Source organism: Streptomyces sp. NPDC089424 (assembly GCF_044749345.1).
In the GTDB taxonomy this organism is placed as follows: domain Bacteria; phylum Actinomycetota; class Actinomycetes; order Streptomycetales; family Streptomycetaceae; genus Streptomyces.
Map to the genome: position 1 here is coordinate 675,616 of NZ_JBIVHU010000002.1, position 23,355 is coordinate 698,970.

Genomic DNA, 23,355 nt, shown 5'->3' on the forward strand with positions numbered 1-23,355 from the left:
CCGGCCGCGCGCTCGCCGTTCAGGGCGGTTCCTCGCCGTCGTCGGCGGTGCGGCGGCGACTGGTCCGCGGCGGCAGCTTCCCGTCCTCGCCGCGCACCCTGCGCGGACGTGCGCCGCCCTGGCTCCGGGTGACGCCGCCTCGGTCCTGCGCGGCTCTGCGCGCGGTGCTCCGTTCGCGGCCGGCCTCGTCCTCGGTGTCCGTGAGGTCCGTGGCGCTCTCCACCACGCCTTCGGCGGTGTCGCGCACCTCCTCGCCCGCCCTTCCGACGGTCCGGCCCGCCTCCTGGCCGACGTCCTCCACCGCGCGCCCGGCCGCATCGCCCACCTCGCCGACTGTCCTTCCGGCCCCCTCGCCGACGTCCTTCGCCACCGAGCCGACCCCCTGGCCCACGTCCCGCACGGCGCCCCCGGCGCCCCGGCCCACGTCCTGGACGGCGGCACCGGCGCCCTGCCCCACGTCCTGAACGGCCCGTCCGGCACCCGTGCCCAGCTCGCCCACGGCCTGCCGGGCCCCGCCACCGACGTCCTGCACGGCCGACCCGACTCCTCGCGCCAGCTCACGCAGGAGCTCCGGGTTGCGGTCGAGGGTGGTGAGCACCCGGTTGATGATCGTCGCGACGTTGTCCAGACGCACCCTGAGCTGGGCCTGCGCCTCGACGCCCGAGATGCCGAGGTGCACCCGGCCGAGCGAGACGTCGGCGCCCACGTTCAGCTTCAGCAGGTCGAGCACCTCGGCCTGCAGCGAGACCCGCGCCCTCAGGTCGTCGACGTCCAGGTCGATCTCCTCGACCTTCAGCACGGGAACGTCGAGGAAGACGTCGGGCTCCGCGTCGGCCGCCCCCCGTGCGCCGTCGTACGGCTCGGACTCCTCGTACGGCTCCGACTCCTCGTACTCGTCGTCGCCGTACTCGTCGTCGTACTCGTCGTCGCCGCGCATCGCCGCGCCTCCGCTGTATCGCCGGATGTTCCGTCCAGTTTGATCCAGTACGGGACGCTATGCGCGACCACTCCGACCGGGCGGCGCTATACTTCACCATTCAACAAGCTGGCTTGTGGGTGCCCGAGGAGGTCGCACCGTGGCAGAGCTCGGACTGGCCGACACGGTGGGGATGCTGCGCCTGCCCGGTGTGCGGCCCCGGTACAGCAGCGCGGGGCTCGGGTGGGAACACCTCTACCTGTCCGCGCAGACGGAGCAGTCCTACCGGGCGACGTTCGCGCCCGCTCCCACGCATCTGCTGATCCTGCACCTCAGCGGCCCGGTCACGGTGCGCCGGGGCGAGGGCGGCGCGGCCCGGTCGCGGGCCGTTCCGGCCGGTGGGCTGTTCCTGCAGCCGGTCGGCCGGGAGCTCAGCGTCGAGCTGGGTGGCCCCCTGGACACGGTGCACGCCTATCTGACGGACCAGGCCCTGCGCGACGCCAACGAGGGGCGGACCGTCGAGCTGTCCGAGGAACTCGGCGCCTCCGATCCGCTCGCCGAGCAGCTCATGATCGCGCTGGACGTCGCGGTGCGCCGCTGGGAGCCGTCGGCCCGCACCTACGTGGACCACCTGACCGGCATGCTCGCCGCGCAGCTCGCCCGGCGGCACGCCGCCCGCCCGGCGGCGCGGGTCCCCGTACGCTCCGGGCTCTCCGCCCGGCAGCTCACCGCCGTGCGGGACCTCATCGGGGAGCGCCTGGCCGAACCGCTGCCGATCGCGGATCTGGCCGCCGCCGCGTCGCTCAGCGTCAGTCAGTTCACACGCCAGTTCCGCGCCAGCACGGGGCAGTCCCCGCACCAGTACGTGCTCGGCCTTCGCCTGGAACACGCGTGCCGGCTGCTGCGCACCGGGTCGGCGCCCATCGGGCAGGTGGCCATCGAGTGCGGGTTCTCCCACCAGGAGCACCTGACCCGGGTGATGCGCGCGCGCATGGACACCACCCCGGCCGTCGTGCGCCGCCAGGGGTGAGAGGGCGGCGAGGACCGCCCTCCCCCGCTCAGCGTTCCAGCACCAGCGCCAGCGCCTGACCCACTCCGATGCAGAGCGCCGCCAGACCGGTGCCCTTGCCGGCCGCGGCCAGCTGGTGGGCTACCGCGCCCGCCACACGGGCCCCGGAGGCGCCCAGCGGATGTCCGATGGCGATGGCGCCGCCCCGCGGGTTGACGACGGACCTGTCGAGTTCGGGGAGCGCCGCCAGGCAGGACAGCACCTGGGCCGCGTAGGCCTCGTTCAGTTCGACGGTGCGCAGGTCGGACGCGTCGACCGCCGCCTTGGTGAGCACCTTGCGGATGGCGTCCACCGGGCCGAGTCCGAAGTACTGCGGCTCGATGCCCGTGACCGCCGCCGCGCGTACCCGGGCCAGCGGTTCGCGGCCGATCGCGGCGAGTCCCTCCTCGTCGGCGAGGAGCAGCGCGGACGCGCCGTCGTTCAGCGGCGAGGCGTTGCCCGCGGTGATGGTGCCGTCGGGCAGGAAGGCCGGCTTCAGCTTGGCCAGCGCCTCCAGGGAGGTGGTGTCACGGATGTTCTCGTCGCGCGGCAGGTCCACGCCGTCGACGGCGACGACCTCGCGCTCGTAGAGGCCCGCGCGCCACGCGGCGGCGGCGTTGCGGTGGCTGGCCAGGGCGAAGGCGTCCTGCTCCGCGCGCGTCACGCCGTACTTGGCGCCCACCAGTTCCGCGCTCTCGCCGAGCGGGATCGTCCACTCCTGGGGCATCCTCGGGTTGACCATGCGCCAGCCCAGGGTGGTGGAGTGGAGCTGCTGGTCCTTCGCCGGGAAGGCCCGGTCCGGCTTCGGCAGCACCCACGGGGCGCGGCTCATCGACTCGACGCCGCCGGCCACGGCGACCGAGGCGTCCCCGAGGGCGATGGCTCGGGCCGCCTGGACGACGGCCTCCATGCCGGAACCGCACAGGCGGTTGACGGTCGCGCCGGGCACGCCGACCGGCAGGCCTGCCAGCAGGACGGCCATCCGGGCCACGTTCCGGTTGTCCTCACCGGCGCCGTTGGCGTTGCCGAACAGCACGTCGTCGATGCGGGCCGGGTCCAGGCCGGGGCTGCGTTCCACGAGGGCGCGCAACACCCCTGCGGCCAGGTCGTCGGGGCGTACGCCGGACAGTGCGCCGCCGTACCGGCCGAAGGGGGTGCGCACGGCGTCGACGATGTACACATCACGCGGTCGTTCGATCATTGGGGGCTCCTGACGATGAGGGATGCGGACGTGCGGTCGACGACCTGGTCCGTCGTCACGCCCGGGGCGGTCTCGAGGAGTACGAGTCCCCCGGGGGTGACGTCGAGGACGCACAGGTCGGTGATGACACGGTCGACGCAGGCCCGTCCGGTCAGCGGGAGCGTGCACTCCTCGACGATCTTGGAGCTGCCGTCCTTGGCGCAGTGCTCCATCAGCACGACGACCCGTCCCACGCCGTGCACGAGGTCCATGGCGCCGCCCATGCCCCGGATCATCTTTCCCGGGACGGCCCAGTTGGCCAGGTCGCCGCGGGCCGAGACCTGGAGCGCGCCGAGGACGGCGGTGTCGATGTGGCCGCCGCGGATCATGCCGAAGGACAGCGCGGAGTCGAAGAACGACGCTCCCGGCCGTACCGTCACGGTCTCCTTGCCGGCGTTGATCAGGTCGGGGTCGACCTCGTCCGGCGCCGGGTAGGGCCCGACACCGAGCAGCCCGTTCTCGGAGTGCAGGACGACGTCCACGCCCGGCGGCAGGAAGTCCGCCACCAGCGTGGGCAGCCCGATGCCGAGGTTCACGTAGGCGCCGTCGCGCAGTTCGCGTGCGGCGCGCGCCGCCATCTCCTGTCTGCTCCAGCTCATCGCTCGCGTACCGTCCTCTTCTCGATGCCCTTGTCGGCCGCCTGCCGCGGGGTGAGCGCGACGACGCGCTGGACGAAGACGCCGGGCAGGTGCACCTCGTCGGGGTCGAGTTCGCCCGGCTCGACCAGTTCCTCCACCTCGGCCACCGTGATCCGGCCGGCCATGGCGGCCAGTGGGTTGAAGTTGCGGGCCGCCCGGTGGAAGACGAGGTTGCCGTGCCGGTCGCCGCGGGCGGCGCGGACGAGGGCGTAGTCGGTGGTGACGGCGTGTTCCAGGACGTGCTCGACGCCGTCGAACACGCGCACCTCCTTGGGCGGTGAGGCGACCGCGACGGAGCCGTCGGGGGCGTAGCGCCACGGCAGGCCGCCGTCCGCCACCGGGGTGCCGACGCCCGCGGGTGTGAAGAACGCCGGGATGCCGCTGCCGCCCGCCCGCATGCGCTCGGCGAGCGTGCCCTGCGGGATCAGCTCGACCTCCAGTTCACCGGCCAGGTACTGGCGGGCGAACTCCTTGTTGTCGCCGATGTAGGAGCCCGTCACGCGGCTGATGCGGCGGGCCGCGAGCAGCACGCCGAGGCCGCGCCCGTCGACGCCGCAGTTGTTCGACACGACGGTGAGGTCGCGCGCGCCGGACTCGTACAGCGCGCCGACGAGTACCTCCGGGACACCGCTCAGTCCGAACCCGCCGACGGCGAAGGACTGTCCGTCCGTGACGTCGGCCAGCGCCTGCGCGGCCGTGGCCACCTGCTTGTCCATGGTCACCGCCCCAGAATCCGGCGCAGCGCGTCACGCAGCCCGTCCCGTGCCTCCGGGGCGGCCCCCGGCGCGGCGCCGCGGCGCCAGGCCACGTAGCCGTCCGGTCTCACCAGCAGCACCCCGTCCTCGGCGATCTCGCTCACCCTGCTCCATTCGCCGTAGGCGTCGCGGGCGCCGTCGTCGCCGATGCGCACGAGGCGCAGGGGTATGCCGAGTTCGTCGCGGCAGGCGTCCGCCGCCGCCCCCCAGACCCCGCCCGACAGCCCGGTCAGCACGGTGAACTCGCCCTTGCCGACGACGTCGAGGGTGGAGAGCCGCTCGCCCTCGACGTCCACGAGCCAGGCGTGCGGCAGTTTGGCACCCGGGCGGGTCGTGGGACGGGACACCAGCTCCGGGTCGTCCTCCCAGTGCTCGGCGGGAGCGTCGTCGGCGAGGACCGCGCCGGAGACGTAACGCTGGTTCATCTCGACGCCGTGCGCGTTGAACTCGTAGTTCTTGAGCTGGATCGCGTCCTCCAGCAGCCGGCGGCGCTTGGCGCCCTCGGCCGTGCCCGCGCGCAGGGCGGCGATTCCCTCGGCGATGCTCTGCTCGTCGCTGTCCGCGCCGACGCCGAGCGTGTCGAAGACCGGTCCGAACTGGTCGCGGCTGAGGTTCGCGCGTTCCACGATCTGCCGCCCCACGGGGGCGCGTTCGGCCGAGTAGCTGTCGAGCAGTTCCGGCTCCGCCTCGCCGCGGACCACCATGGCGAGCTTCCAGGCCAGGTTGTACGCGTCCTGGACCGAGGTGTTGGAGCCGAGTCCGTTGGACGGCGGGTGACGGTGCACGGCGTCGCCCATGCAGAACACCCGCCCGGACGAATAGGCCGAGGCGTAGGTGTGGTTGACGGTCCACAGGGAGGTGGACGTGATCTCCACGGGCAGGTCGGGGACGCCGATCAGATCGCGTACGATCCGGCGCGCCTCCTCCTCGTCCACCGAGGGCGGCGGCTGCTCGATGTCGTAACCCCACACCAGCAACCACTCGTTCCACGGCCGCACCATGCGGACCAGGCCCATGCCGATGCCGCCGGTCGCCGCGCCGGGGCGCAGCACCCAGTACAGGACGCTGGGACGGTGGGCGCAGTACTGGGCGAGGTCGGCCTTGAAGACGATGTTCATGCTGCCGGCCTTGCCCATGCGCCCGTCCATGGGGAGGCCGATCTGCTCGGCGACGGTGCTGCGTCCGCCGTCGGCGCCGATCACGTAGCGGGCCCGTACGGTGAACTCGTCGCCGCGCACCCGGTCGCGCAGCAGGGCCGTGACGCCGTCCTCGTCCTGGGTGAGGCTCAGGAACTCGGTGTCGAAGCGGACCTTGGCGCCGCGGGCCGCCGCGTTGGTGGTGAGGATCGGCTCCAGGTAGGTCTGCGGCAGGTCGATCATCTCGCACGGGCTCGTCGACGCGTACTCGGTCAGAGAGCCGGGCCCCGTGCCCCAGCTGCGGATCCGGCCGATCTCCTCGCCCGTGAGCGCGGTGCACAGCACCGTGTCCCCCATGAGGCGGGACGGGCTGCCGTGCGCCAGTGCCTCGGACTCGACGCCCAGATCGCGCAGGACCTCCATCGTCCGCTGGTTGGTGATGTGCGCCCGGGGGGTGTTGGCGAGCCAGCCGTACTTGGTGACGAGCAGGGTACGGATGCCGTAGGTGGCCAGCATCAGGGCCGCCGAGCCTCCGGCGGGGCCGCTGCCGACGACGAGGACGTCGGTGTCGTAGGTGTCCGTGCGGGTCATGTGTGGCCGTCTCCTCGTTCAGTCGGTAAGGGGCGCGATGCGGAAGGCGTGGTCCAGGCGGCGCCACTCCCCGTCGACGGCGCGGCCGTCCGGGGTGGGCCCGGTCTGCGGGGCGAAGTCGACGACGAGCTGGTCCTTCACGCCGAACACGGTGTCGCCGTCGAGGTAGGCGCCGCCGGCCACGAACAGCTGGGTGACGAGCCGGCGGTGGCCGGGTGCGTCGATCATGAAGTGCAGGTGCGGCGCCCGGTAGGGGTGGCGGCCCACCGCGGCGAGCATCTGTCCCACGGGGCCGTCCTGCGGGATCGGGTACTCCGAGGGCAGGATCGACCAGAAGGTCAGACGCCCCTCGGCGTCGCTGCGCAGCCGCGCCCGCAGCACGGGGCCGTCCAGGTCCGGCAGCTGCACGTCGTAGAAGCCGTCCTCGTTGGACTGCCAGACGTCGACGACGGCGTCCTTGACCGGGACGCCGGCCGTGTCGGTGATGCGGACGTCCGCCCACAGCGGGGTGCCGGGCAGGCCGCCGGAGATGTCGCTGCCGTGCGCGGCCTCGGGCGGTCCCTCCACGTAGAAGGGGCCGAGGACCGCGGACGGGGTGGTGTCCGGGGTACGGGAGTTGGTCAGCAGGTCCACGGCGCTGGAGACGCCCAGCACGTCCGAGAGCAGCACGAACTCCTGCCGGGTCGGGCCGCACAGCTCGCCCGTCCGGGTCAGGAAGTCGATCGCGTACTGCCACTCCGCATCCGTGACGTCCTGCTCGGACACGAAGCTGTGCAAGTGCCGTACGAGGCCGGTCAGCAGGGTGCGGACCCGGGCGTCGGGCGCGCCGGCGAAGCTCGCCACGACCTGCTCGGTGAGCCGGGCCGTCGTGACGTCGGTGGTGTGGGACTCCTGGGGCCGACGGCCGTGCCAGGCGTCGGACAGCAGGCTCTCCAGTCCTGCGGCCGTCAGTTCCCGGGGGTTGGGGTACGGCGTCGCCGCCGCGAGCTCGGCGGCGCGGCCCAGCTCGGACTCGGGCATGCCCAGCTCACGCAGCGAGGCCGGTCCGCCGAGCGAGGCGATCAGGTCGTACACGCCGCTCGGAGCGTCGGGCACGTCCAGTGCGCGGGCGATGCGGCGCATGGCCTCCGGGGCCGCGGGCGCGTTGTAGGCCATGGCGTGCGGCAGGATCACGGTGTGCGTCTCGGCGTGCGGAAGCCCGAAGCTGCCGCCGATGGTGTGGCAGAGCTTGTGGTGCAGGCCCATGCCGACCGTGGCGAGGCAGGTGCCGGCGAGCCAGGCGGCCTGCAGCAGGTCGGCCCTCGCCTCCTGGTCCGCGGGGTCGGCGGCGAGCCGCGGCAGGGCGCGTGCGATGAGGGAGATCGCGTCGAGGGCCCGTCGGTCGGTGACCGGGTCGGCGTCGGCGGAGTAGAGCGCCTCCACGGCGTGCGCCAGCGCGTTCACACCGCTGGTGATCGACATGGGCAGGGGCAGGGAGAGCGTGAGGTCCACGTCGTAGACGACGGTCTCCGGCAGGATCGCGGGCGAGGTCCGGGTGACCTTGTGGCCGTCGCGCGTCTCCCCCAGCACGGGGGTGACCTCGGATCCGGCGTACGTGGTCGGTACGACCACCTGCGGCAGCCCGGTGCGCACGGCGAGGGCCTTGGACAGGCCGGTGGTCGAGCCGCCGCCGACGGACACGAGACAGTCCGCGTCCGCCTCCCTCAGCACGGCGAGCGCCGCTTCCGTCACGTCGGTCGGCGTGTGCATGGCCGCGCCGTCGAACTCGGCGGCCAGCAGAGTGCCGAGGCCGGCCCGGACGCGCGCCGACGCGTCCGCGAGCGCCGGGCCCGAGAGCAGCAGCACCCGGGAACCGCCGAGTCGGCGGACCTCCTCGGCGAGGGCCCCGACGGTACCGGGACCGAAGATCACCCGTGCCGGATGGGAAGTGTGCACGAACGCCCGCATGGTCCATCGCCTCCGCGTGTCGGTCGGATCACGGTTGTGCCTGGCCACCGAGTGTGCGGGTTACGGGCGCGTGAACTCCTGCACGTTCGGGGCGTGCCGTTGCACGAAAGGCGCACGGGAGGCGACTGACGGGGGATCCGGCCGGCCGTCGGGGCGGCGGGCCTCAGCCGGCCTCGTCGACGTCCAGGCCTCGGTCGATGCCGTGCGGGACGACGTGCTGCCCGGGTTCGAGGCGCAGCGGCCTGCCGTCGAGCGAGACCTCCACCTTGTCCGGTTCGAAGGACACGAGGTCGCCGATCCGGTCCACCTCCCGGTACGCGGTGCGGTACGTCCACGCGGCGCGGCGCGCCTCGCCGATGTCGTAGTAGTCGCACAGTCCCTTGTAGGGGCAGAAGGTCCGGCCTCCGACGGCGCGCAGCCGGCTCTCGTCGATGTCGGCGCGCGGGACGTACCAGCGTGGGGCGAACCCCGATTCGAAGAGCACCAGGGGGTGTTCGGAGCGGGCGATCACGGTGTCGCCGAGACGGACCTCGAGGACGCGGGAGGTGTTGCGGATGTCGATGCGGTGGTAGGGGTCCGCGGCATGTCCCAGGATGCGGTCGTCCTCCTCGTGGAAGGCGTCCATCGCCCGCCAGGCGAAGGCGACATGACCCTGGAGGACGGCCGCGTGCGGGGGCAGCCCCGTGAACTCCCAGGCGGCACGCTCGGTCGTACGGCCGCCGGCGCGCACCGCGTACCAGGTGGTGTCGCCGAGGTCCCGGTGCCGGGTGACCTTGCCGCTCGCGACGAGAGCCTCCTCCCCGACGTCCGCGCGGGGGAAGTAGGCGACGGGGTAGCGGCCCGGTTCGTGGAGCAGCGTCACCTGCTCGCTGTCGGCGATCCAGATGTCGTTGAACCTGACGCGCAGGCGGCGGCGCAACCGCTCGGCGAACAGGAGGCGTTCGGGCAGAGGGGCCGGGGTGAGGAAGTGCCCGACGGTGCCCGGGGCGAGGGGGCCTTGCTGCCAGGACAGTCCCATGGCGTGCTCCTTGGGGTGTCGGGGGCGGGAGGGCGGCAGGGGTGCGCGGGGTCCGGTGCCCCGAGCGTCCGCGAACCGCCCTCATGCCCGGTACGTCACACGAGGGCGCGTGCGAGGAAGTCGCGGATGTGCTCGGCGATGGTCTCGAGGTGGCTCTCCAGGGCGAAGTGCCCGGACTCCAGCAGATGGACCTCGGCAGCGGGGAGATCGTCGCGGAACGCCTCCGCGCCGGCGGGGCCGAAGATCTCGTCGCCCGCGCCCCAGACCGCCAGCAGCGGGACCTGGGAGTCGCGGAAGTACTGGTGGATCCGCGGGTACAGGTCCACGTTGGTCGGGTAGTCGCGGAAGAGCTTGAGCTGGATCTCGTCGTTGCCGGGACGGTCCAGGAGCGCCTGGTCGTGCACCCAGTTGTCGGGGCTGACCAGACTGGGGTCGGCGACACCGTTCAGGTACTGCCAGCGGGTGATCTCGGGCGTCAGGGCGGCCCGCATGGGTCCCTCGGTGTCCGGACCGGGAGCCTGGGCGTAGGCGAAGGCGCCGTCCCAGAAGGGCTTGACGAAGCCCGCCTCGTAGGCGTTGCCGTTCTGGGTGATGATCGCCGTGACGCGCTCCGGGGACCGCAGGGCCAGACGCCAGCCGATGGGGGCGCCGTAGTCCTGCACGTACATCGCGAAGCGGTCTACGCCGAGCTGCTGGAGCAGTCCGCCGGTGACGTCGGTGAGGGCCTCGAAGGTGTAGGGGAAGTCCTCCAGGGTGGGCATCGCCGACTGTCCGAACCCGATGTGGTCGGGAGCGATCACGTGGTAGCGGTCGGCGAGCGCCGGGATCAGCCGGCGGAACATGTGTGAGCTGGTCGGGAAGCCGTGGAGGAGCACCACGACCGGCGCTCCCGGGTCGCCTGCCTCGCGGTAGAAGACGTCGAGACCGTCGACGGTGGCGGTGCGGTGGTGAACCGGTGAGATCATTTCTCTAACCTTTCTTTCGCGCTTCGGTGGTTATGTTTTCAGTGCAGCACACCCCGACCTAACCCGTCAAGGCGGCCATGATGGTTAGACTCACCAGGTGTCGACCGTGGCGTGGTCATGTAACCTGCTAAGAGGATCTGATTGGTTAGGAGAGGTGGCGGTGGCCGACCCAGAGCAGCAGGAGACCCTGCTGGAGCTCCTCAACAGCACACCGTTGATCGGCGGCGTCGTCCGGGACGCGCTGGCGGACCCGGACGCGGCCGAGCGATGGCAGCGGGCCCACGGCGGCACCGGAACCGTGGACGAGCTGCGCCACCTGCTGCGGGCGCGCGAGACCCTCCAGGACGTGGTGCGCGGCAGCCTCCCGGCGACCTCGCTGGCGCCGCTCCTGAAGGGTGTCGTCTCCCGCCCGCACGTGTCCTCCGACGGGGTGTCGTGGCAGCTGGACGCCCCCGCGGAGCGGCGGCTGGCCGTGGAGGCCGTGCTGGCGTGGAACGAGGCCCGGCAGAGTCTCCCGGACCGGCTGCGGCCGTGCGCCAATCCGGAGTGCCGTCTCTTCCTGATCGACCGCAGCAAGACGAACAAGGCCCGCTGGTGCTCCATGGCGGTCTGCGGCAACCGCATGAAGGCCCGACGCCACTATCAGCGCACCAGGGGAGCCGTGCCCGACTAGCAGTTCACGCCCGGGAGTCGACCCCGGCCGACCACCCCGCAGGAGGTCCGCGATGGCAACGCTGCTGTCCCTGAACGTAGGGATGCCCCAGGACGTTCCCTGGCAGGGAAGGACCGTCCGCACCGGGGCGTGGAAAGCACCCGTCCAGGGGCCGCGCATGGTCCGCCGCCTGAACGTCGAGGGCGACGGTCAAGGCGACCTGGCCGGGCACGGCGGCGAGATCCGGGCCGTGCTCGTCTACCAGCTCCAGTCCTACGAGTACTGGCGGAAGCAGCTGGACCGCGACGATCTGACCTTCGGGAGCTTCGGGGAGAACTTCACCGTCGACGGCCTGCCCGACGACGAGGTGTGCATCGGCGACCGGTACCGCATCGGTGAAGCCGAGTTCGAGGTCACCCAGCCCCGCGTGACCTGCTACCGCGTCGGCATGCGGCTGGGCGAACCGGCCATGGCCTCCTTGCTGGTCGCCCACCACCGGCCCGGCTTCTATCTGCGGGTGATCACCGAGGGCCGCGTGCAGGCCGGCGACGCCGTCACCCTGACCCGCAGGGGTCCCGAAGAACTCAGCGTCGCCGACACCGACGCGCTGCTCTACCTGCCCGGCCGTGATCCCGAGACGCTGCGCAGAGCGCTGAACATCCCCGCCCTCAGCCCCGGTTGGCAGCAGTCGTTCCGCGAGCTGGCCGCCGGCGCCGGACAGTCCGGGCAGTCCGGACAGCGGCCGGGATGGCCCGGGTTCAGGACCATGCGCGTGGCCCGTATCGTCCCCGAGACGCCCACCGTCTCGTCCCTCTACCTCGACAGCACCGACGGCCCGCCCCTGCCCGAGGCCCGCCCGGGACAGTACCTGTCCCTCCGCCTCCCGATCGGCGACGCCGCTCCCGAGGTGCGCAGTTACTCCTTGTCCTCGGTGCCCACGACCAGCACCTACCGCATCAGCGTGAAGCACGAGCCGCACGGGAAGGTCAGCGGTTACCTTCATTCCACGCTTCACCCGGGCGACTTCGTGGACGTCGCGAGTCCGCGCGGCACGTTCGTGCTCGAAAGGGGCGACCGGCCGGTCGTCCTCGCCTCCGCGGGGATCGGTGTCACTCCCGTGCTCGCCATGCTGCACCACCTCGCCGCCGCACGGGACCCGCGGCCCGTGTGGTGGATCCACGTCGCCCGCGACCGGGCCCAGCACGCCTTCGCGCAGGAGGCCCGCGGTCTGCTGGCGGAACTTCCCGACGCGCACGAGCACGTCTTCTACACCGCCGAGAGCCGCCGGGACGGGGAAACGGACGTCTCCTTCGGTCGCCCGACCGCCGCCTCGCTCACGGCCCTCGGTGTCCCGGCCGACGCCGACGCCTACCTCTGCGGGCCGACCTCCTTCATGGACGGCCTCGGCGGCCTCCTGCGCGACCACGGCCTGCGCCCCGAGCGGATCCACTCGGAACTGTTCAGCGCCCTGACCGCCGTCAACCCCGGTGTCACCGCCACCGCCGCGACCCGTCCGCACCAGCCCACCGGCCCCCCGGGCGCCGGACCCCTCGTCACCTTCGCCCGCAGCGGGATCACCACACCCTGGTCGGCCGCTCGCACCTCGCTGCTCGACCTCGCCGAGGCCTGCGACATCCCGACCCGCTGGTCCTGCCGCACCGGTGTGTGCCACACCTGCGTCACCCCGCTCGTGGCGGGCGACGTCACCTACACCACCCCACCGCTCGAACTCCCCGAGCCCGGGACCGTCCTGGTCTGCTGCAGCGCACCGGCCACCGAGGTCGTCCTCGACCTCTGAGCGACGGCCTGCGGCGGGCCGCGACAAGACGCGGGGCCCGCCCCGGACGGGCGGCGCGACTCCGCGGCGGCCGTCCGTCACTCCGCGGGGGCGGAGTCCGTCACTCCGCGGGGGCGGAGTCCGTCACTCCGCGGGGGCGGAGGGGGAATCGCCGAGGTCGAGGCGCCCCGGAGGCGGGTGCGGCAGGGTGCGGGCGCCGGCGGCGCTCAGGCCGTCGAAGGCCAGTGCCAGGTAGCGGCGCCAGGCCTGCGGCTGCGCGGCCAGCAAGGGCTCAGCCGTCTGGTGAATGCCACCGAGGAGCAGGACGATGTCCGTTCCCGTGATGTCGTCGCGGATCGCCCCTTGCTCCCGGGCGCGGGCGGTCAGCGTCTCCACCACGCCGCAGAGGCGGCCGATGGCGTCCCGCACCTCGGCATGCTGCAACGACGGCCGTCCGATCGCTTCGCAGAACGCCCGGTCGGCGGCGAGCGTCTCCACTCCCACGGTCATGAACTCCCGCAGCGCCTCCCCCGCGTCGTCGGCCGAGCCGAGCCGCTCCGCCGCGTCGAGCAGCTGATCGAGCACCTGGAGCATGATCGCCGCGAGCAGGTCGTCCTTGGAGGCGAAGTGCCGGAAGACGGTGCCCTTGGCGACACCGGCGCGCTGGGCGATCTCGCCCATCGACACGTCCGTCCCCCGCTCGGCGAACGCCGTCGTGGCGGCGGCCAGCAGCAGGCGCCGGTTACGCACCATGTCCGACCTCGGGCTCGCGGGCGTCGTGGCTCCGGTCATGTCCTCCTCCTCCGTGCGGAGGACCCTACCAGCAAGGTGACCGACGGGTCATCTTGGGTGCTACGCTCAACATGACCCATCGGTCATCTTCTGTTGCGCCGCCCATGGCCCTCCTTCCGAGCGCCCGGCGCAGCCATGTATCTCGGAGGTCGAAGTGAGCACCCTCGCAGGAAAAGTCGCCCTGGTCACCGGCGCTTCGTCGGGCATCGGCCGGGCGACGGCCCTCGCTCTGTCGGAGGCGGGCGCCAAGGTGGTCGCCGGCGCACGCAGGACCGACCGGCTGGAAACGCTGGCGAAGGAGGCCCCCGGTGAGCTGCTGCCGCTCGCGCTCGACGTCACCGACCAGGGATCGGTGCAGGACGCGGTCGCGGAAGCCGTCGGGCGCTTCGGCGCGCTCGACGTCGTGGTGAACAACGCGGGCCTCATGCTCAGCGGCATGATCCTCGGCGCGGACACCAGGGAGTGGACGCGCATGGTGGAGACCAACCTGCTCGGCTCGATGTACGTGGTCCACGCGGCGCTGCCCCACCTGCTGCGCTCCAAGGGGACGGTGGTGCAGGTCTCCTCGACGTCGGGACGTACGGCGTCCCCCGCGGGCGGCGTGTACTCGGCCACCAAGTTCGGCGTGAACGCCTTCTCCGAGGCGTTGCGCCAAGAGGTCACGAAGGAGGGCGTACGCGTCGTCGTGATCGAGCCGGGATTCGTCTCGACGGAGCTGACCGGCCACATCACCGACGAGACGATGCGGGCCATGGCCAGGGACATGGCGGCGTCCATGCGCACCCTGCGGTCCGAGGACATCGCCGCCGCGGTGCTGTACGCCGTCACCCAGCCCGAACACGTCGCCGTGAACGAGATCCTGGTCCGGCCGGTGGATCAGACCCAGTGAGGCCGGGCGAGCACGGGGCCCCGTCGAGCATGTGACGCACACCACAGTTCGTGCCGTCACAGGCGGTGGGGCCGGCCTGTCTGAACTGCGTACCCGGTACCCGATCAGGAGATCCCCATGGAACCCCGCCTGAACTTCTTCGGCAACGCCTTCGCCGGCAAGGTGCTCCGCCACATCAACACCGCCAACAAGGTCGTCACGGAATCCACCCTCCCGACCACCACCCAGGAACTCGTCAAAATCCGCGCCAGCCAGATCAACGGCTGCGGCTTCTGCACCGACATGCACACCAAGGACGCCACCCACGCCGGCGAAACCCAGCAACGCCTCAACCTCGTCGCCGCCTGGCGCGAAGCCACCGTCTTCACCGACGCCGAACGCGCCGCCCTCGAACTCACCGAACAAGGCACCCGCACCGCCGACGCCGCCGGCGGCGTCACCGACGAAGCCTGGAACAACGCCACCAAGCACTACGACGAAGACCAACTCGCCGCCCTCATCTCCCTCATCGCCGTCATCAACGCCTACAACCGCATCAACGTCATCAACCAGCAGCCCGCCGGCAGCTACCAGCCCGGCCAGTTCGGCTGACGCCGGCGGTACCGACGCGCGCACCCGGGCCCGGTCGTACGACCGGGCCCGCCCGCATGGGCGGGTGTCAGTGACAACGGCCCTGCCTGCCGAGGCTCTCCACCGGCGTCGCTCCGGGACGGGTCCACTGCGGCACGGGGCGGCTGGTCGGGCCCCACGTGGCGTTGCCGTCCGCGTCGGAGCGCCAGGACCAGCACGGGCCCTGCCCTTCGGGCCGGCCCTCGGGGTTGTCCTCCCAGCGCTCACCGCGGCCGTGGGGCGTCATGTCGAGCAGGCCGAGTGACCCGTTGACGCGCTCGTTGCCTCGTCCGGTCGTGGAGTAGGTGAGGAACACGCGCTCCCCCACGCGCAGGAAGCTGGTGAGGTGGCCCATGGGCCCGCCGACCGGCCCCTCCACGTCGCGCACCGAGTACCAGGGCTGGGTGTAGCCCATGAACGCGACGTAGGGCGCCACCTCCTCCCAGCGGCCCGTGGTCAGGACGGCGAACGAGACGCCGCGGGCGTTGAGGTAGACGGCGTCCTTCAGATGCCAGGCGGTGGTGGTGCAGCCCTCGCACTGCCCCTGGTGCGGCGCGCCGTCGTACCACATGTGCTGGTAGACCACGAGCTCCTCACGGCCCTGGAAGAGGTCCAGGAACGGCACCGGGCCGTCGGGGCCGACGACCTCGACCTTGCCGTCGAGCTCCACCATCGGCAGCCGGCGGCGGGCCGCCGCGAGGGCGTCGCCCTCCCTGGTGTGGGCCTTCTCGCGGACCAGAAGCTCGTCACGGGCGGCCTGCCAGGTGGCCAGGTCGACGACGGGCGGGTGGCCGGGCAGGGTGGTGTCCGGGGCGTGCGGCGGGGTCGTCATGGTGTCCTCCGTGGTCTCTCGTGCCAGGCAGTGCCGTACGGCGATCCGCGACGGTCACCAGAACAGACCGGCACCACGGCCGGAACTCATCGCGGCGGACGGGCCCCGGCCGGAACTCGTCACGGGACCGTTCGGATCCCCGGCCGAAACCCACCGTCGAGCCGCACGTCGGCCCCGACGCGCGGCGCGGCGGGTTTCGCGAGAGTCTGGGACGGAGGACCGTGCCCGTCGCCGGCGACGGGTCGCCTCGAGCGCTGCCAGGAGCGGCGACACCATCAGCACACACCCGCACCTAGTGAGGAAGGCGGGCCGCGATGAGCGAAGCGGACACGGGCGCCACGGGACCGAACCAGGCCGGTTCGGTCCCCGTTTCGGCGGTCAGGCTGAGCGTCAACCACGAGGTGCGGGAACTGGAGGTGGATCCGCGCACCACGCTGCTCGACGCGCTGCGCGAGCATCTGCACCTGAGCGGGACCAAGAAGGGGTGCGACCACGGGCAGTGCGGTGCCTGCACCGTGCTGGTCAACGGCCGGCGCGTCAACTCCTGCCTGTCGCTCGTCGTCATGCACGAGGACGACGAGGTCGTCACGGTCGAGGGTCTGGGCGACCCGGAGGCCATGCACCCCATGCAGCGCGCCTTCGTGGAGAACGACGGCTTCCAGTGCGGCTACTGCACGCCGGGCCAGATCTGTTCGGCCGTCGGCATGCTCTCCGAGGTCGAGGCGGGGTGGCCCAGCCATGCCACCGCCGACGTGGCCGCGCCGGAGGTCGCGCTGACCGACGAGGAGATCCGCGAGCGGATGAGCGGCAACATCTGCCGGTGCGCCGCCTATCCGAACATCGTCGCGGCCATCCGCAGCACGACGGGAGGTGGCCCGCGATGAGGTCCTTCACCTACGAGCGCGCGACGGACGTACCGTCCGCCGTCGCCTCGGTGTCCGGCAACGGCGCGAAGTACATCAGCGGCGGCACCAACCTGCTCGACCTGATGAAGCTCGGCATCGAGACGCCCGGCCATCTGGTCGACATCAGCCGGCTGCCGCTGCGGGAGATCGAGGAACTCCCGGACGGCACGATGCGCATCGGCTCGCAGGCGGTCAACTCCGTGGTGGCCGGGGACCCGCGCGTGCGCGCCCGCTACCCCATGCTGTCGGAGGCGCTGGTCGCGGGCGCCTCGGGTCAGTTGCGCAACAAGGCCTCCACCGGCGGCAATCTGCTGCAGCGCACGCGCTGCCCGTTCTTCTACGACACCGCCGCGGGCTGCAACAAGCGCGATCCCGGATCGGGGTGCTCCGCGATCGGCGGGTTCAACCGCAGCCACGCGATCCTCGGCGCCGGCGACTCCTGCATCGCCACCCATCCGTCGGACATGGCCGTCGCGATGGCCGCGCTGGACGCCGAGATCGAACTGGTCGACGCCGAGCAGGCGGTACGCCGCGTCGCCATCGGGGACTTCTACCGGCTGCCCGGCGAGACGCCGCACATCGAGAACGAGCTGCGGCCCGGTGAGATGATCACGGCCGTCGTCCTGCCCCCGCCCCCACCTGGGCGGCAGAAGTACCGCAAGGTGCGCGACCGGGCGTCGTACGAGTTCGCGCTGGTCTCCGTCGCGGCCCTGATGTCGACCACCGATCAGGGAACGATCAGTGAGGCGCGCGTGGCGTTCGGCGGTGTGGCGCACAAGCCGTGGCGCTCCCCCGAGGCGGAGGGGGCGCTGATCGGCCGTCCGGCGACGATGGCGACGTATCGCGCGGCTGCCGCGGAGGCGATGCGCGACGCGGTGGGGCAGGGACACAACGACTTCAAGATCGACCTGGCCGGACGCACGCTGTGCCGCACGCTGGCGCAGGTGGCCGGGGCGAGCTGAGGAGGCGACATGATCGGGCAGGCCGTGCACCGCGTCGACGGACCGTTGAAGGCCACCGGCAGGGCCACCTACGCCTACGAGCACTGGGAGGCCGGCCAACCGCTCTACGGTTTCATCGTCGGCTCGACGATCGGCAAGGGCCGCATCAGCCGGATCGACACCGAGGACGCCGAGCGCGCGCCGGGCGTGCTGTGGGTGATGACGTACCTCAACGCGCCGGTGCAGGGCCCGCGCGACGAGTCGATCCCCTTCGAGTACTGGCGCGCCCAGCCGGTGATGACCGGCGCCGACATCCATTACCACGGCGAACCGGTGGCCCTGGTGGTCGCGACGACCTTCGAGCAGGCCCGGGCCGCGGCCGATCTCGTCGACGTCACCTACAGCACCGGGCGCGGGCGTTTCGACTTCGGCGAGTTCGAGGACGACGTGTACATCCCGAAGGTGGTGAACGCGGGCATCCCCACGGACACCGCGGTGGGTGACTTCGACACCGGGTTCGCCGCCGCGGAGGTCCAGCTCGACCAGCAGTACACGACGCCGTACGAGTTCTCGCTGCCGATCGAGCCCAACTCGTGCATGGCCGCCCCGGACGGCGAGGACCTGATCGTCTACGTCAGCTCCCAGATCGTCGACGCGGCACAGGCCTCGGTGGCCGCCACGCTGCGGATGGACCCGGCGCGCGTGCACGTCGTCACGCCGTTCGTCGGCGGCGGGTTCGGTTCCAAGCTGGGTATCCATTCCGAGACGATCCTCGCGGCGATCGCCGCCCGCGAACTGGGCCGCCCGGTCAAGATCGCGATGACGCGTCAGCAGGTGTTCCAGCTCGTCGGCATGCGCCCGACGTCGAGCCAGCGGGTCCGGCTGGGCGCCGAGCGCGACGGTCATCTGACGGCGATCGCCCACGACGTGACCATGCACACCAACCCGGACGTCGAGTACGCCGAGCAGACGGCCGCCACCACCCGCAGCCTCTACGCCGCGCCGCACCGGCTGACCAGCCACCGGCTGGCGGCACTGGACCTGCCGCGGGGGACGGACGTCCGGGCGCCGGGCGAGGCGCCGGGCATGCTGGCGGTGGAGTCGGCGATGGACGAGCTGGCCCACACGCTCGGGATCGACCCGGTGGAGCTGCGGATCCGCAACGAACCGGCCGTCGATCCCGAGCGGGACGTGCCCTACAGCGACCGGCATCTGGTCGAGTGCATGCGCGAGGGGGCGCGCCGGTTCGGCTGGGAGGACCGTCCGGAGACCCCGGCCGGCCGCCGTGAGGGGCGCTGGCTGATCGGGTACGGCATGTCGGCCGCCATCCGCGGCCACTTCCAGGGGCCGACGACCGTGCGCGTCCGGATGGATGCCGACGGCAAGGCGGTCGTCCTCACGGACATGACCGACATCGGGACGGGCACCTACACGATCCTGACCCAGGTGGCCGCCGAAGGGCTCGGACTCCCGCTGGAGCGGGTGCGCGTGGACCTGGGGCGCTCCGACTTCCCCACCAGCTGGGGGTCCGGAGGCTCCTGGGGCGCCACCAACTCGTGCTCCGCGGCGGACCGGGCGTGCGCGGCACTGCGGACGAAGCTGGCGGAGGCGGCGTGTGGTGACGAGCGTTCCCCCCTGCACGGCCTGGATCCGGCGGGCGCGGAGTTCCACGGAGGCGGTGTGCGCATCGGCGGGGCCTTCGACGACCTGGGCGCGATCGTCGCGCGCAGCCGTCCCGAAGCGCTGGAGGCGGAGGGCCAGGTCCGCTTCATGGGCGACGACCCGAACTACTCGGAGTACTCGATCAACACCTACGGGGCGCATTTCGCCGAGGTGGGCGTCGACGCGGACACCGCCGAGATCCGGCTGCGGCGGATGCTCGGCGTGTTCTCCGTGGGCCGCGTGTTCAACCCGATCACGACCCGTTCGCAGCTGATCGGCGGCATGATCTGGGGCGTCGGCGCGGCCCTGGAGGAGGAGGCCGTGGTCGACCCGCGCTCGGGCGCCTTCGTGAACCGCGACTTCGCCGGCTATTTGGTGCCGGTGCACGCCGACATCCCCGGCGTCGACGCGGTCGTCCTGGACGGGTACGACGACAAGGCCAACCCGCTGGGCGCGAAGGGCGTCGGTGAGGTGGGCATCTGCGGGGCCGGCGCGTCGGTCGCGAACGCGGTGTTCAACGCGACCGGGATCCGGGTCCGCGACTTCCCCATCACCATCGAGAAGCTGCTTCCCGATCTACCACTGCTGGAGGCCTGAGACGGTCAACTCCCGCCGACGCCCGCGGACTCGGGTGCGCGCCCTGGCCGGCCGGCGGCCGTGTCGGTAGCGTTGCCGCGTGGATCAGGAGGAACGGCTGCTGCACGCCTCGTCGTTCGGCGCGGCTGCGGGCGCCTACGCCGCGCACCGTCCCAACTACGCACGGGCCGCGGTGGGTTGGGCACTCGCACCCGCGCCCGGCCCCCGTGTCCTCGACCTCGGCGCCGGGACCGGCAAGCTGACCGCCACGCTCGCCGCCGCGGGCGCCGAGGTGGTCGCGGTCGAACCCGACCCGGAGATGCTCACCGCGCTGCGCCGTTCGCTCCCCGCCGTCCGGGCCCTTCCGGGCAGTGCCGAGGCGATCCCGCTGCCGGACGGGTCCGTCGACGCCGTGCTGGCCGGCAACGCCATGCACTGGTTCGACATGGCCGTCGCGGGACCCGAGATCGCCCGGGTCCTGTCACCCGGCGGCGTCCTGGCCGGCCTGTGGAACCTCATGGACGACCGGGTCGACTGGGTCGCCGGGCTCGCGCGCATCGGCGGGAGCGCGGTCGTGGGACCGCGTGACACGCCGTCGAGTTGGCGCGCCGAGACGGCCGAGGCACACCTTCCGAAGACCGCCGCGGCCGCCCGGTTCGGCTCGCCGGAGCGGGCCGAGTTCCCGCACGGGCAGCTCCGTACCGCCGACTCCCTGGTCGCGACCCTCGCGACGCGCGCCGGGCTGCTGGTCATGCCGGACGAGGAACGGAACGCCACGCTGGGCCGGATCCGCGCCTTCCTCGCGAGCAGGCCGGAGACCGCCCGCGGCGAGTTCACCCTGCCTCTGCTGACCGGCGTGCTGCGGGTCCGCCCGTGCGCGGGCGATTCCTGCTAGCGGTAGGTGAGAACCACCGCTGGCTTCAAAGACACCTCTCCCCGCGAGCGCAAAGCTGGAGGCAGTTCGGTTGCCGACCGCGGAGGCGGAGAAGTAGCCGCCACCGCAGGCTCAGCATCACGTGCTGCTGCGGCTGCGCCACGGCGCCCGAAGAAACGACCCGCAGCACAGACTGTTCCGTTTCTGGAAGGACTCATCATGAACGCAAAGGCATCCAAGATCGCGCGCCTGGCTTCCGTTCCTGTCGCCGTGGCAGCCCTGAGCTTCGCAGGGGTCGGAGCCGCCAGTGCCGCCACTGTCCCCTCGGAGGCCCACAGCGCCTCCGTCACCACGAACCGTCACTTCCACGACGACGGCGACGGCAACTGGTGGAACAGCAGCTACGACGGCGGCTACAACCACGACCGTGGCGGCTACGGGCACGACGGCTACGGCTACGGCGGTCATGGTGGCTACGGGGGTTACGGCGGTGGCCACGGCGGCTACGGCGGTGGCCACGGCGGCTACGGCGGTGGCCACGGCGGCTACGGCGGTGGCCACGGCGGCTACGGCGGAGGTCACGGTGGCGGCCATGGCGGCGGTCACGGCGGTGGCCACGGCGGCGGCGGCCACGGCGGCGGCGGCCACGGCGGCGGCGGCCACGGCGGCGGCGGCCACTGAGCGCATCCAAGGGCGGGTGAGGGTCCCGCTCTCCCGTCAGGGCCGGTCGGTTCCACCGACCGGCCCTGAGTCGTGTCCCGGCGCGGTTCCCGTGTGCGGCTCGGCGCCTCGCCGCGTGCCCAGCCGCCGAGGCTCGCCGACAATGTGGTTATGACGCCAGGAACCACCGGTGCCGGGGCCGGGCCGTCCGAGGACGGACCGGCCGCGGCTGATCTGCGGGTCGTCCTCGCCGACGACGACGTACTGCTGCGGGAAGGGCTGGCCAGCCTGTTGCAGCGTTCGGGCTGCACCGTGGTGGGTCAGGCCGCCGACGCGCCGCAGCTGCTGGACGTGGTCCGGCAGGTGACACCGGAGTTGGTGGTGGTGGACATCCGGATGCCGCCGGGGCAGAGCACCGAGGGGCTGGAGGCGGCGCGCACCATCCGGCACGAGTTCCCCACCATGGGCATCCTCGTCCTGTCGGCGCACGCCGAGGTGGAGCACGCGATGGAGCTGCTGGCCAGCGGCCGCAGCATCGGCTATCTGCTCAAGAGCCGCGTGCGTGACGTGGGGGAGTTCCTCGACGCGCTGCAGCGGATCGCCAGGGGCGGTTCGGTGGTGGACCCGGCGCTGGTGCAGGAGCTGGTGTCCGTGCGTCGCCGGTCGGATCCGCTGGACGTGCTCAGCGCGCGGGAGCGGGACGTGCTCGAGCTCATGGCCGAGGGCCGGTCCAACGCCGGGATCGGGCGGCGGCTGTGGGTCACCGAGGGCACCGTGGAGAAGCACGTGCGCAGCATTCTTGCCAAACTGAACCTGCCGGAGACCGACGACGACCACCGTCGTGTCCGAGCGGTGATCACCTTCCTGGAGGCCCGTTGACAGGGCCGCGCCGGTGACAGTCGTCCGCTCCGGCGAGCAGCGTCCCGATCGCGTCGCCGGACAGCGACGTCTTGTTCAGGAAGCCCACCGCGGGGCTCGCCTCGATCAGGTCCGCGTAGTCGTCCTCGGAGTGGCTGGAGATCAGGATCACCACAAGGGCAGCCGGTCCGGCCTCGCCCTGCAGCCGCACGGCCAGGTCGAAGCCGCACTCGGCGCCGAGGTTGATGTCCACCAGCGCCACGTCCGGCCTGAGCCGCTCCGCGAGCCGCACTGCCTGGGCCCCGTCGGACGCCACGCCCACGACACTGACTCCCTGGCGCTCCAGCAGGCAGCGAGCGGCACTCAGGAAGTAGTCGTTGTCGTCGACGATCAGACAGCGCAGCATGCGTCCAGAATCCCAGGGCGGCACCTCGGCGGCATCCCTGCTAGCTGTATTCACGGCCGTTCGCGCCGCATTCGTGTGCGCCGCTGCGCGCCCTTCCCGCTGACCGGTACACACGTTGGGCGCTGGCCTGGAAGACATCGGGGGGTAGCGGAAGTGACCATGGGAACACATGGCACGGACGGCACCTCCGAGCCCGGCGGCGCCGTCGAGGAAGGAGGTGATGGCAGTGACGCACGACCACAGCGGAAAGACGTCGGCCCGCCCCTGGGCCCTGGCCCACCTTCCGGAGGCCGCTGGGGAGGCGCGGACGATCGCCCAGGAACTGCTGAGCGGGTGGGGCGTCGTCGGCGACGTCGCGGACTCCGTCCTGCTGACCGTCTCGGAACTGGTCGCCAATGCCGTCCAGCACGCGCAACCGCCGCTGTGCATGGGGCTCGGCTGCAACCACGACACCGGACGGGTGCACGTCGAGGTCTCGGACGGAGGTCCTGCCTGCGACGACTGGGCGGCGAACCTCGCCGACGACGAGCACGGCCGGGGGCTCCTGATCATCGATCAGCTCGCCGCCGCCCACGGCGACCGCCGGGAAGCGGGGCGCGCCGTCCACTGGGCGGACATCGCCTACGCATGGTGATGCCTTCCGTCCCGCACCGGGCGACTTGCGATTA

Annotated in this window: 23 protein-coding genes; 12 read left to right on the top strand and 11 right to left on the bottom strand. The window is 72.2% G+C overall.

Annotation, left to right across the window (positions count from 1 at the left end):
* Positions 1–19: 19 nt before the first annotated feature.
* Positions 20–937, bottom strand: coding sequence for a hypothetical protein (locus ACIP2X_RS10685; RefSeq protein WP_401670256.1), 918 nt, complete (start codon positions 935–937; stop codon positions 20–22).
* Between the two features lie 139 nt (positions 938–1,076).
* Between ACIP2X_RS10685 and ACIP2X_RS10690 the strand changes: the two genes are divergently transcribed.
* Complete coding sequence (locus ACIP2X_RS10690) at positions 1,077–1,946, top strand: helix-turn-helix domain-containing protein (protein WP_401670258.1); 870 nt, start codon at positions 1,077–1,079, stop codon at positions 1,944–1,946.
* A 28-nt stretch (positions 1,947–1,974) separates the two neighbouring features.
* On the opposite strand, the gene ACIP2X_RS10695 is transcribed toward ACIP2X_RS10690, so the two are convergent.
* The 7 genes from ACIP2X_RS10695 to ACIP2X_RS10725 all read right to left on the bottom strand — a co-directional run bounded on the left by ACIP2X_RS10695 (position 1,975) and on the right by ACIP2X_RS10725 (position 10,254).
* Complete coding sequence (locus ACIP2X_RS10695) at positions 1,975–3,165, bottom strand: thiolase family protein (RefSeq protein WP_401670260.1); 1,191 nt, start codon at positions 3,163–3,165, stop codon at positions 1,975–1,977.
* Positions 3,162–3,803, bottom strand: a complete 642-nt coding sequence (locus tag ACIP2X_RS10700; protein WP_401670263.1) for a CoA transferase subunit B — start codon at positions 3,801–3,803, stop codon at positions 3,162–3,164. The genes ACIP2X_RS10695 and ACIP2X_RS10700 overlap by 4 nt, the downstream gene beginning before the upstream one ends.
* Entirely contained in the window at positions 3,800–4,558 is a 759-nt protein-coding gene (locus tag ACIP2X_RS10705; RefSeq protein ID WP_401672284.1) for a CoA transferase subunit A, read from the bottom strand. Before ACIP2X_RS10705 ends, ACIP2X_RS10700 begins: the two co-directional genes overlap by 4 nt.
* A 2-nt stretch (positions 4,559–4,560) precedes the next feature.
* On the bottom strand, positions 4,561–6,324 hold the full coding sequence (locus ACIP2X_RS10710) for an FAD-dependent oxidoreductase (RefSeq protein ID WP_401670265.1): 1,764 nt from the start codon (positions 6,322–6,324) through the stop codon (positions 4,561–4,563).
* An 18-nt stretch (positions 6,325–6,342) separates the two neighbouring features.
* A complete protein-coding gene (locus ACIP2X_RS10715; protein ID WP_401670267.1) occupies positions 6,343–8,259 on the bottom strand; it encodes a maleylacetate reductase and hydroxyquinol 1,2-dioxygenase domain-containing protein in 1,917 nt (638 codons plus the stop codon).
* Between the two features lie 175 nt (positions 8,260–8,434).
* Positions 8,435–9,289, bottom strand: a complete 855-nt coding sequence (locus tag ACIP2X_RS10720) for a DUF427 domain-containing protein (RefSeq protein ID WP_401670270.1) — start codon at positions 9,287–9,289, stop codon at positions 8,435–8,437.
* Positions 9,290–9,384: 95 nt separating this feature from the next.
* Positions 9,385–10,254 (bottom strand): alpha/beta fold hydrolase, encoded by an 870-nt coding sequence (locus ACIP2X_RS10725; protein ID WP_401670273.1) that lies wholly within the window; start codon positions 10,252–10,254, stop codon positions 9,385–9,387.
* A gap of 160 nt (positions 10,255–10,414) precedes the next feature.
* On the opposite strand from ACIP2X_RS10725, the gene ACIP2X_RS10730 reads away from it, so the two are divergent.
* Positions 10,415–10,927: a CGNR zinc finger domain-containing protein gene (locus tag ACIP2X_RS10730; RefSeq protein ID WP_401670275.1), complete on the top strand. Its 513-nt coding sequence runs from the start codon at positions 10,415–10,417 to the stop codon at positions 10,925–10,927.
* 52 nt (positions 10,928–10,979) lie between these two features.
* On the top strand, positions 10,980–12,704 hold the full coding sequence (locus tag ACIP2X_RS10735; RefSeq protein ID WP_401670278.1) for an MOSC domain-containing protein: 1,725 nt from the start codon (positions 10,980–10,982) through the stop codon (positions 12,702–12,704).
* A gap of 123 nt (positions 12,705–12,827) precedes the next feature.
* On the opposite strand, the gene ACIP2X_RS10740 is transcribed toward ACIP2X_RS10735, so the two are convergent.
* A complete protein-coding gene (locus ACIP2X_RS10740) occupies positions 12,828–13,475 on the bottom strand; it encodes a TetR/AcrR family transcriptional regulator (protein WP_401670281.1) in 648 nt (215 codons plus the stop codon).
* A 154-nt stretch (positions 13,476–13,629) separates the two neighbouring features.
* Between ACIP2X_RS10740 and ACIP2X_RS10745 the strand changes: the two genes are divergently transcribed.
* The gene (locus ACIP2X_RS10745; RefSeq protein WP_401670284.1) at positions 13,630–14,364 is read left to right on the top strand and encodes an SDR family NAD(P)-dependent oxidoreductase; all 735 of its coding nucleotides are present in this window, start codon (positions 13,630–13,632) and stop codon (positions 14,362–14,364) included.
* 117 nt (positions 14,365–14,481) lie between these two features.
* Complete coding sequence (locus ACIP2X_RS10750; RefSeq protein ID WP_401670286.1) at positions 14,482–14,955, top strand: carboxymuconolactone decarboxylase family protein; 474 nt, start codon at positions 14,482–14,484, stop codon at positions 14,953–14,955.
* 67 nt (positions 14,956–15,022) lie between these two features.
* Here the strand turns inward: ACIP2X_RS10750 and ACIP2X_RS10755 are convergent, their stop codons facing one another.
* Complete coding sequence (locus tag ACIP2X_RS10755) at positions 15,023–15,805, bottom strand: DUF899 family protein (RefSeq protein WP_401670288.1); 783 nt, start codon at positions 15,803–15,805, stop codon at positions 15,023–15,025.
* A gap of 314 nt (positions 15,806–16,119) precedes the next feature.
* Here ACIP2X_RS10755 and ACIP2X_RS10760 point away from each other — a divergent pair, with 314 nt between their 5' ends.
* The 6 genes from ACIP2X_RS10760 to ACIP2X_RS10785 all read left to right on the top strand — a co-directional run bounded on the left by ACIP2X_RS10760 (position 16,120) and on the right by ACIP2X_RS10785 (position 22,302).
* Positions 16,120–16,689 carry a 2Fe-2S iron-sulfur cluster-binding protein gene (locus ACIP2X_RS10760; RefSeq protein WP_401670291.1) on the top strand — a complete coding sequence of 190 codons (570 nt, stop codon included), beginning with the start codon at positions 16,120–16,122 and terminating at the stop codon, positions 16,687–16,689.
* The gene (locus tag ACIP2X_RS10765) at positions 16,686–17,672 is read left to right on the top strand and encodes an FAD binding domain-containing protein (RefSeq protein WP_401670293.1); all 987 of its coding nucleotides are present in this window, start codon (positions 16,686–16,688) and stop codon (positions 17,670–17,672) included. Before ACIP2X_RS10760 ends, ACIP2X_RS10765 begins: the two co-directional genes overlap by 4 nt.
* 9 nt (positions 17,673–17,681) lie before the next feature.
* The gene (locus ACIP2X_RS10770; RefSeq protein WP_401670296.1) at positions 17,682–19,910 is read left to right on the top strand and encodes a molybdopterin cofactor-binding domain-containing protein; all 2,229 of its coding nucleotides are present in this window, start codon (positions 17,682–17,684) and stop codon (positions 19,908–19,910) included.
* Positions 19,911–19,989: 79 nt separating this feature from the next.
* Positions 19,990–20,784, top strand: coding sequence for a class I SAM-dependent methyltransferase (locus ACIP2X_RS10775; RefSeq protein WP_401670298.1), 795 nt, complete (start codon positions 19,990–19,992; stop codon positions 20,782–20,784).
* 198 nt (positions 20,785–20,982) lie between these two features.
* Positions 20,983–21,444 (top strand): hypothetical protein, encoded by a 462-nt coding sequence (locus tag ACIP2X_RS10780; protein ID WP_401670301.1) that lies wholly within the window; start codon positions 20,983–20,985, stop codon positions 21,442–21,444.
* A 150-nt stretch (positions 21,445–21,594) separates the two neighbouring features.
* Positions 21,595–22,302 (top strand): response regulator, encoded by a 708-nt coding sequence (locus tag ACIP2X_RS10785; protein WP_401670304.1) that lies wholly within the window; start codon positions 21,595–21,597, stop codon positions 22,300–22,302.
* Here ACIP2X_RS10785 and ACIP2X_RS10790 read toward each other — a convergent pair.
* Positions 22,280–22,687 carry a LytR/AlgR family response regulator transcription factor gene (locus tag ACIP2X_RS10790; protein WP_401670307.1) on the bottom strand — a complete coding sequence of 136 codons (408 nt, stop codon included), beginning with the start codon at positions 22,685–22,687 and terminating at the stop codon, positions 22,280–22,282. The genes ACIP2X_RS10785 and ACIP2X_RS10790 overlap by 23 nt on opposite strands.
* Positions 22,688–22,907: 220 nt before the next feature.
* Here ACIP2X_RS10790 and ACIP2X_RS10795 point away from each other — a divergent pair, with 220 nt between their 5' ends.
* Complete coding sequence (locus ACIP2X_RS10795; protein WP_401670309.1) at positions 22,908–23,321, top strand: ATP-binding protein; 414 nt, start codon at positions 22,908–22,910, stop codon at positions 23,319–23,321.
* The last annotated feature ends 34 nt before the right edge of the window (positions 23,322–23,355 follow it).

Coding starts and splice junctions, on each gene's coding strand:
- ACIP2X_RS10685 (WP_401670256.1), bottom strand. CDS start 937: ATGCGCGGCGACGACGAGTACGACGACGAGTACGGCGACGACGAGTAC.
- ACIP2X_RS10695 (WP_401670260.1), bottom strand. CDS start 3,165: ATGATCGAACGACCGCGTGATGTGTACATCGTCGACGCCGTGCGCACC.
- ACIP2X_RS10700 (WP_401670263.1), bottom strand. CDS start 3,803: ATGAGCTGGAGCAGACAGGAGATGGCGGCGCGCGCCGCACGCGAACTG.
- ACIP2X_RS10705 (WP_401672284.1), bottom strand. CDS start 4,558: ATGGACAAGCAGGTGGCCACGGCCGCGCAGGCGCTGGCCGACGTCACG.
- ACIP2X_RS10710 (WP_401670265.1), bottom strand. CDS start 6,324: ATGACCCGCACGGACACCTACGACACCGACGTCCTCGTCGTCGGCAGC.
- ACIP2X_RS10720 (WP_401670270.1), bottom strand. CDS start 9,289: ATGGGACTGTCCTGGCAGCAAGGCCCCCTCGCCCCGGGCACCGTCGGG.
- ACIP2X_RS10725 (WP_401670273.1), bottom strand. CDS start 10,254: ATGATCTCACCGGTTCACCACCGCACCGCCACCGTCGACGGTCTCGAC.
- ACIP2X_RS10735 (WP_401670278.1), top strand. CDS start 10,980: ATGGCAACGCTGCTGTCCCTGAACGTAGGGATGCCCCAGGACGTTCCC.
- ACIP2X_RS10740 (WP_401670281.1), bottom strand. CDS start 13,475: ATGACCGGAGCCACGACGCCCGCGAGCCCGAGGTCGGACATGGTGCGT.
- ACIP2X_RS10750 (WP_401670286.1), top strand. CDS start 14,482: ATGGAACCCCGCCTGAACTTCTTCGGCAACGCCTTCGCCGGCAAGGTG.
- ACIP2X_RS10755 (WP_401670288.1), bottom strand. CDS start 15,805: ATGACGACCCCGCCGCACGCCCCGGACACCACCCTGCCCGGCCACCCG.
- ACIP2X_RS10760 (WP_401670291.1), top strand. CDS start 16,120: ATGAGCGAAGCGGACACGGGCGCCACGGGACCGAACCAGGCCGGTTCG.
- ACIP2X_RS10765 (WP_401670293.1), top strand. CDS start 16,686: ATGAGGTCCTTCACCTACGAGCGCGCGACGGACGTACCGTCCGCCGTC.
- ACIP2X_RS10770 (WP_401670296.1), top strand. CDS start 17,682: ATGATCGGGCAGGCCGTGCACCGCGTCGACGGACCGTTGAAGGCCACC.
- ACIP2X_RS10780 (WP_401670301.1), top strand. CDS start 20,983: ATGAACGCAAAGGCATCCAAGATCGCGCGCCTGGCTTCCGTTCCTGTC.
- ACIP2X_RS10785 (WP_401670304.1), top strand. CDS start 21,595: ATGACGCCAGGAACCACCGGTGCCGGGGCCGGGCCGTCCGAGGACGGA.
- ACIP2X_RS10790 (WP_401670307.1), bottom strand. CDS start 22,687: ATGCTGCGCTGTCTGATCGTCGACGACAACGACTACTTCCTGAGTGCC.
- ACIP2X_RS10795 (WP_401670309.1), top strand. CDS start 22,908: ATGGCAGTGACGCACGACCACAGCGGAAAGACGTCGGCCCGCCCCTGG.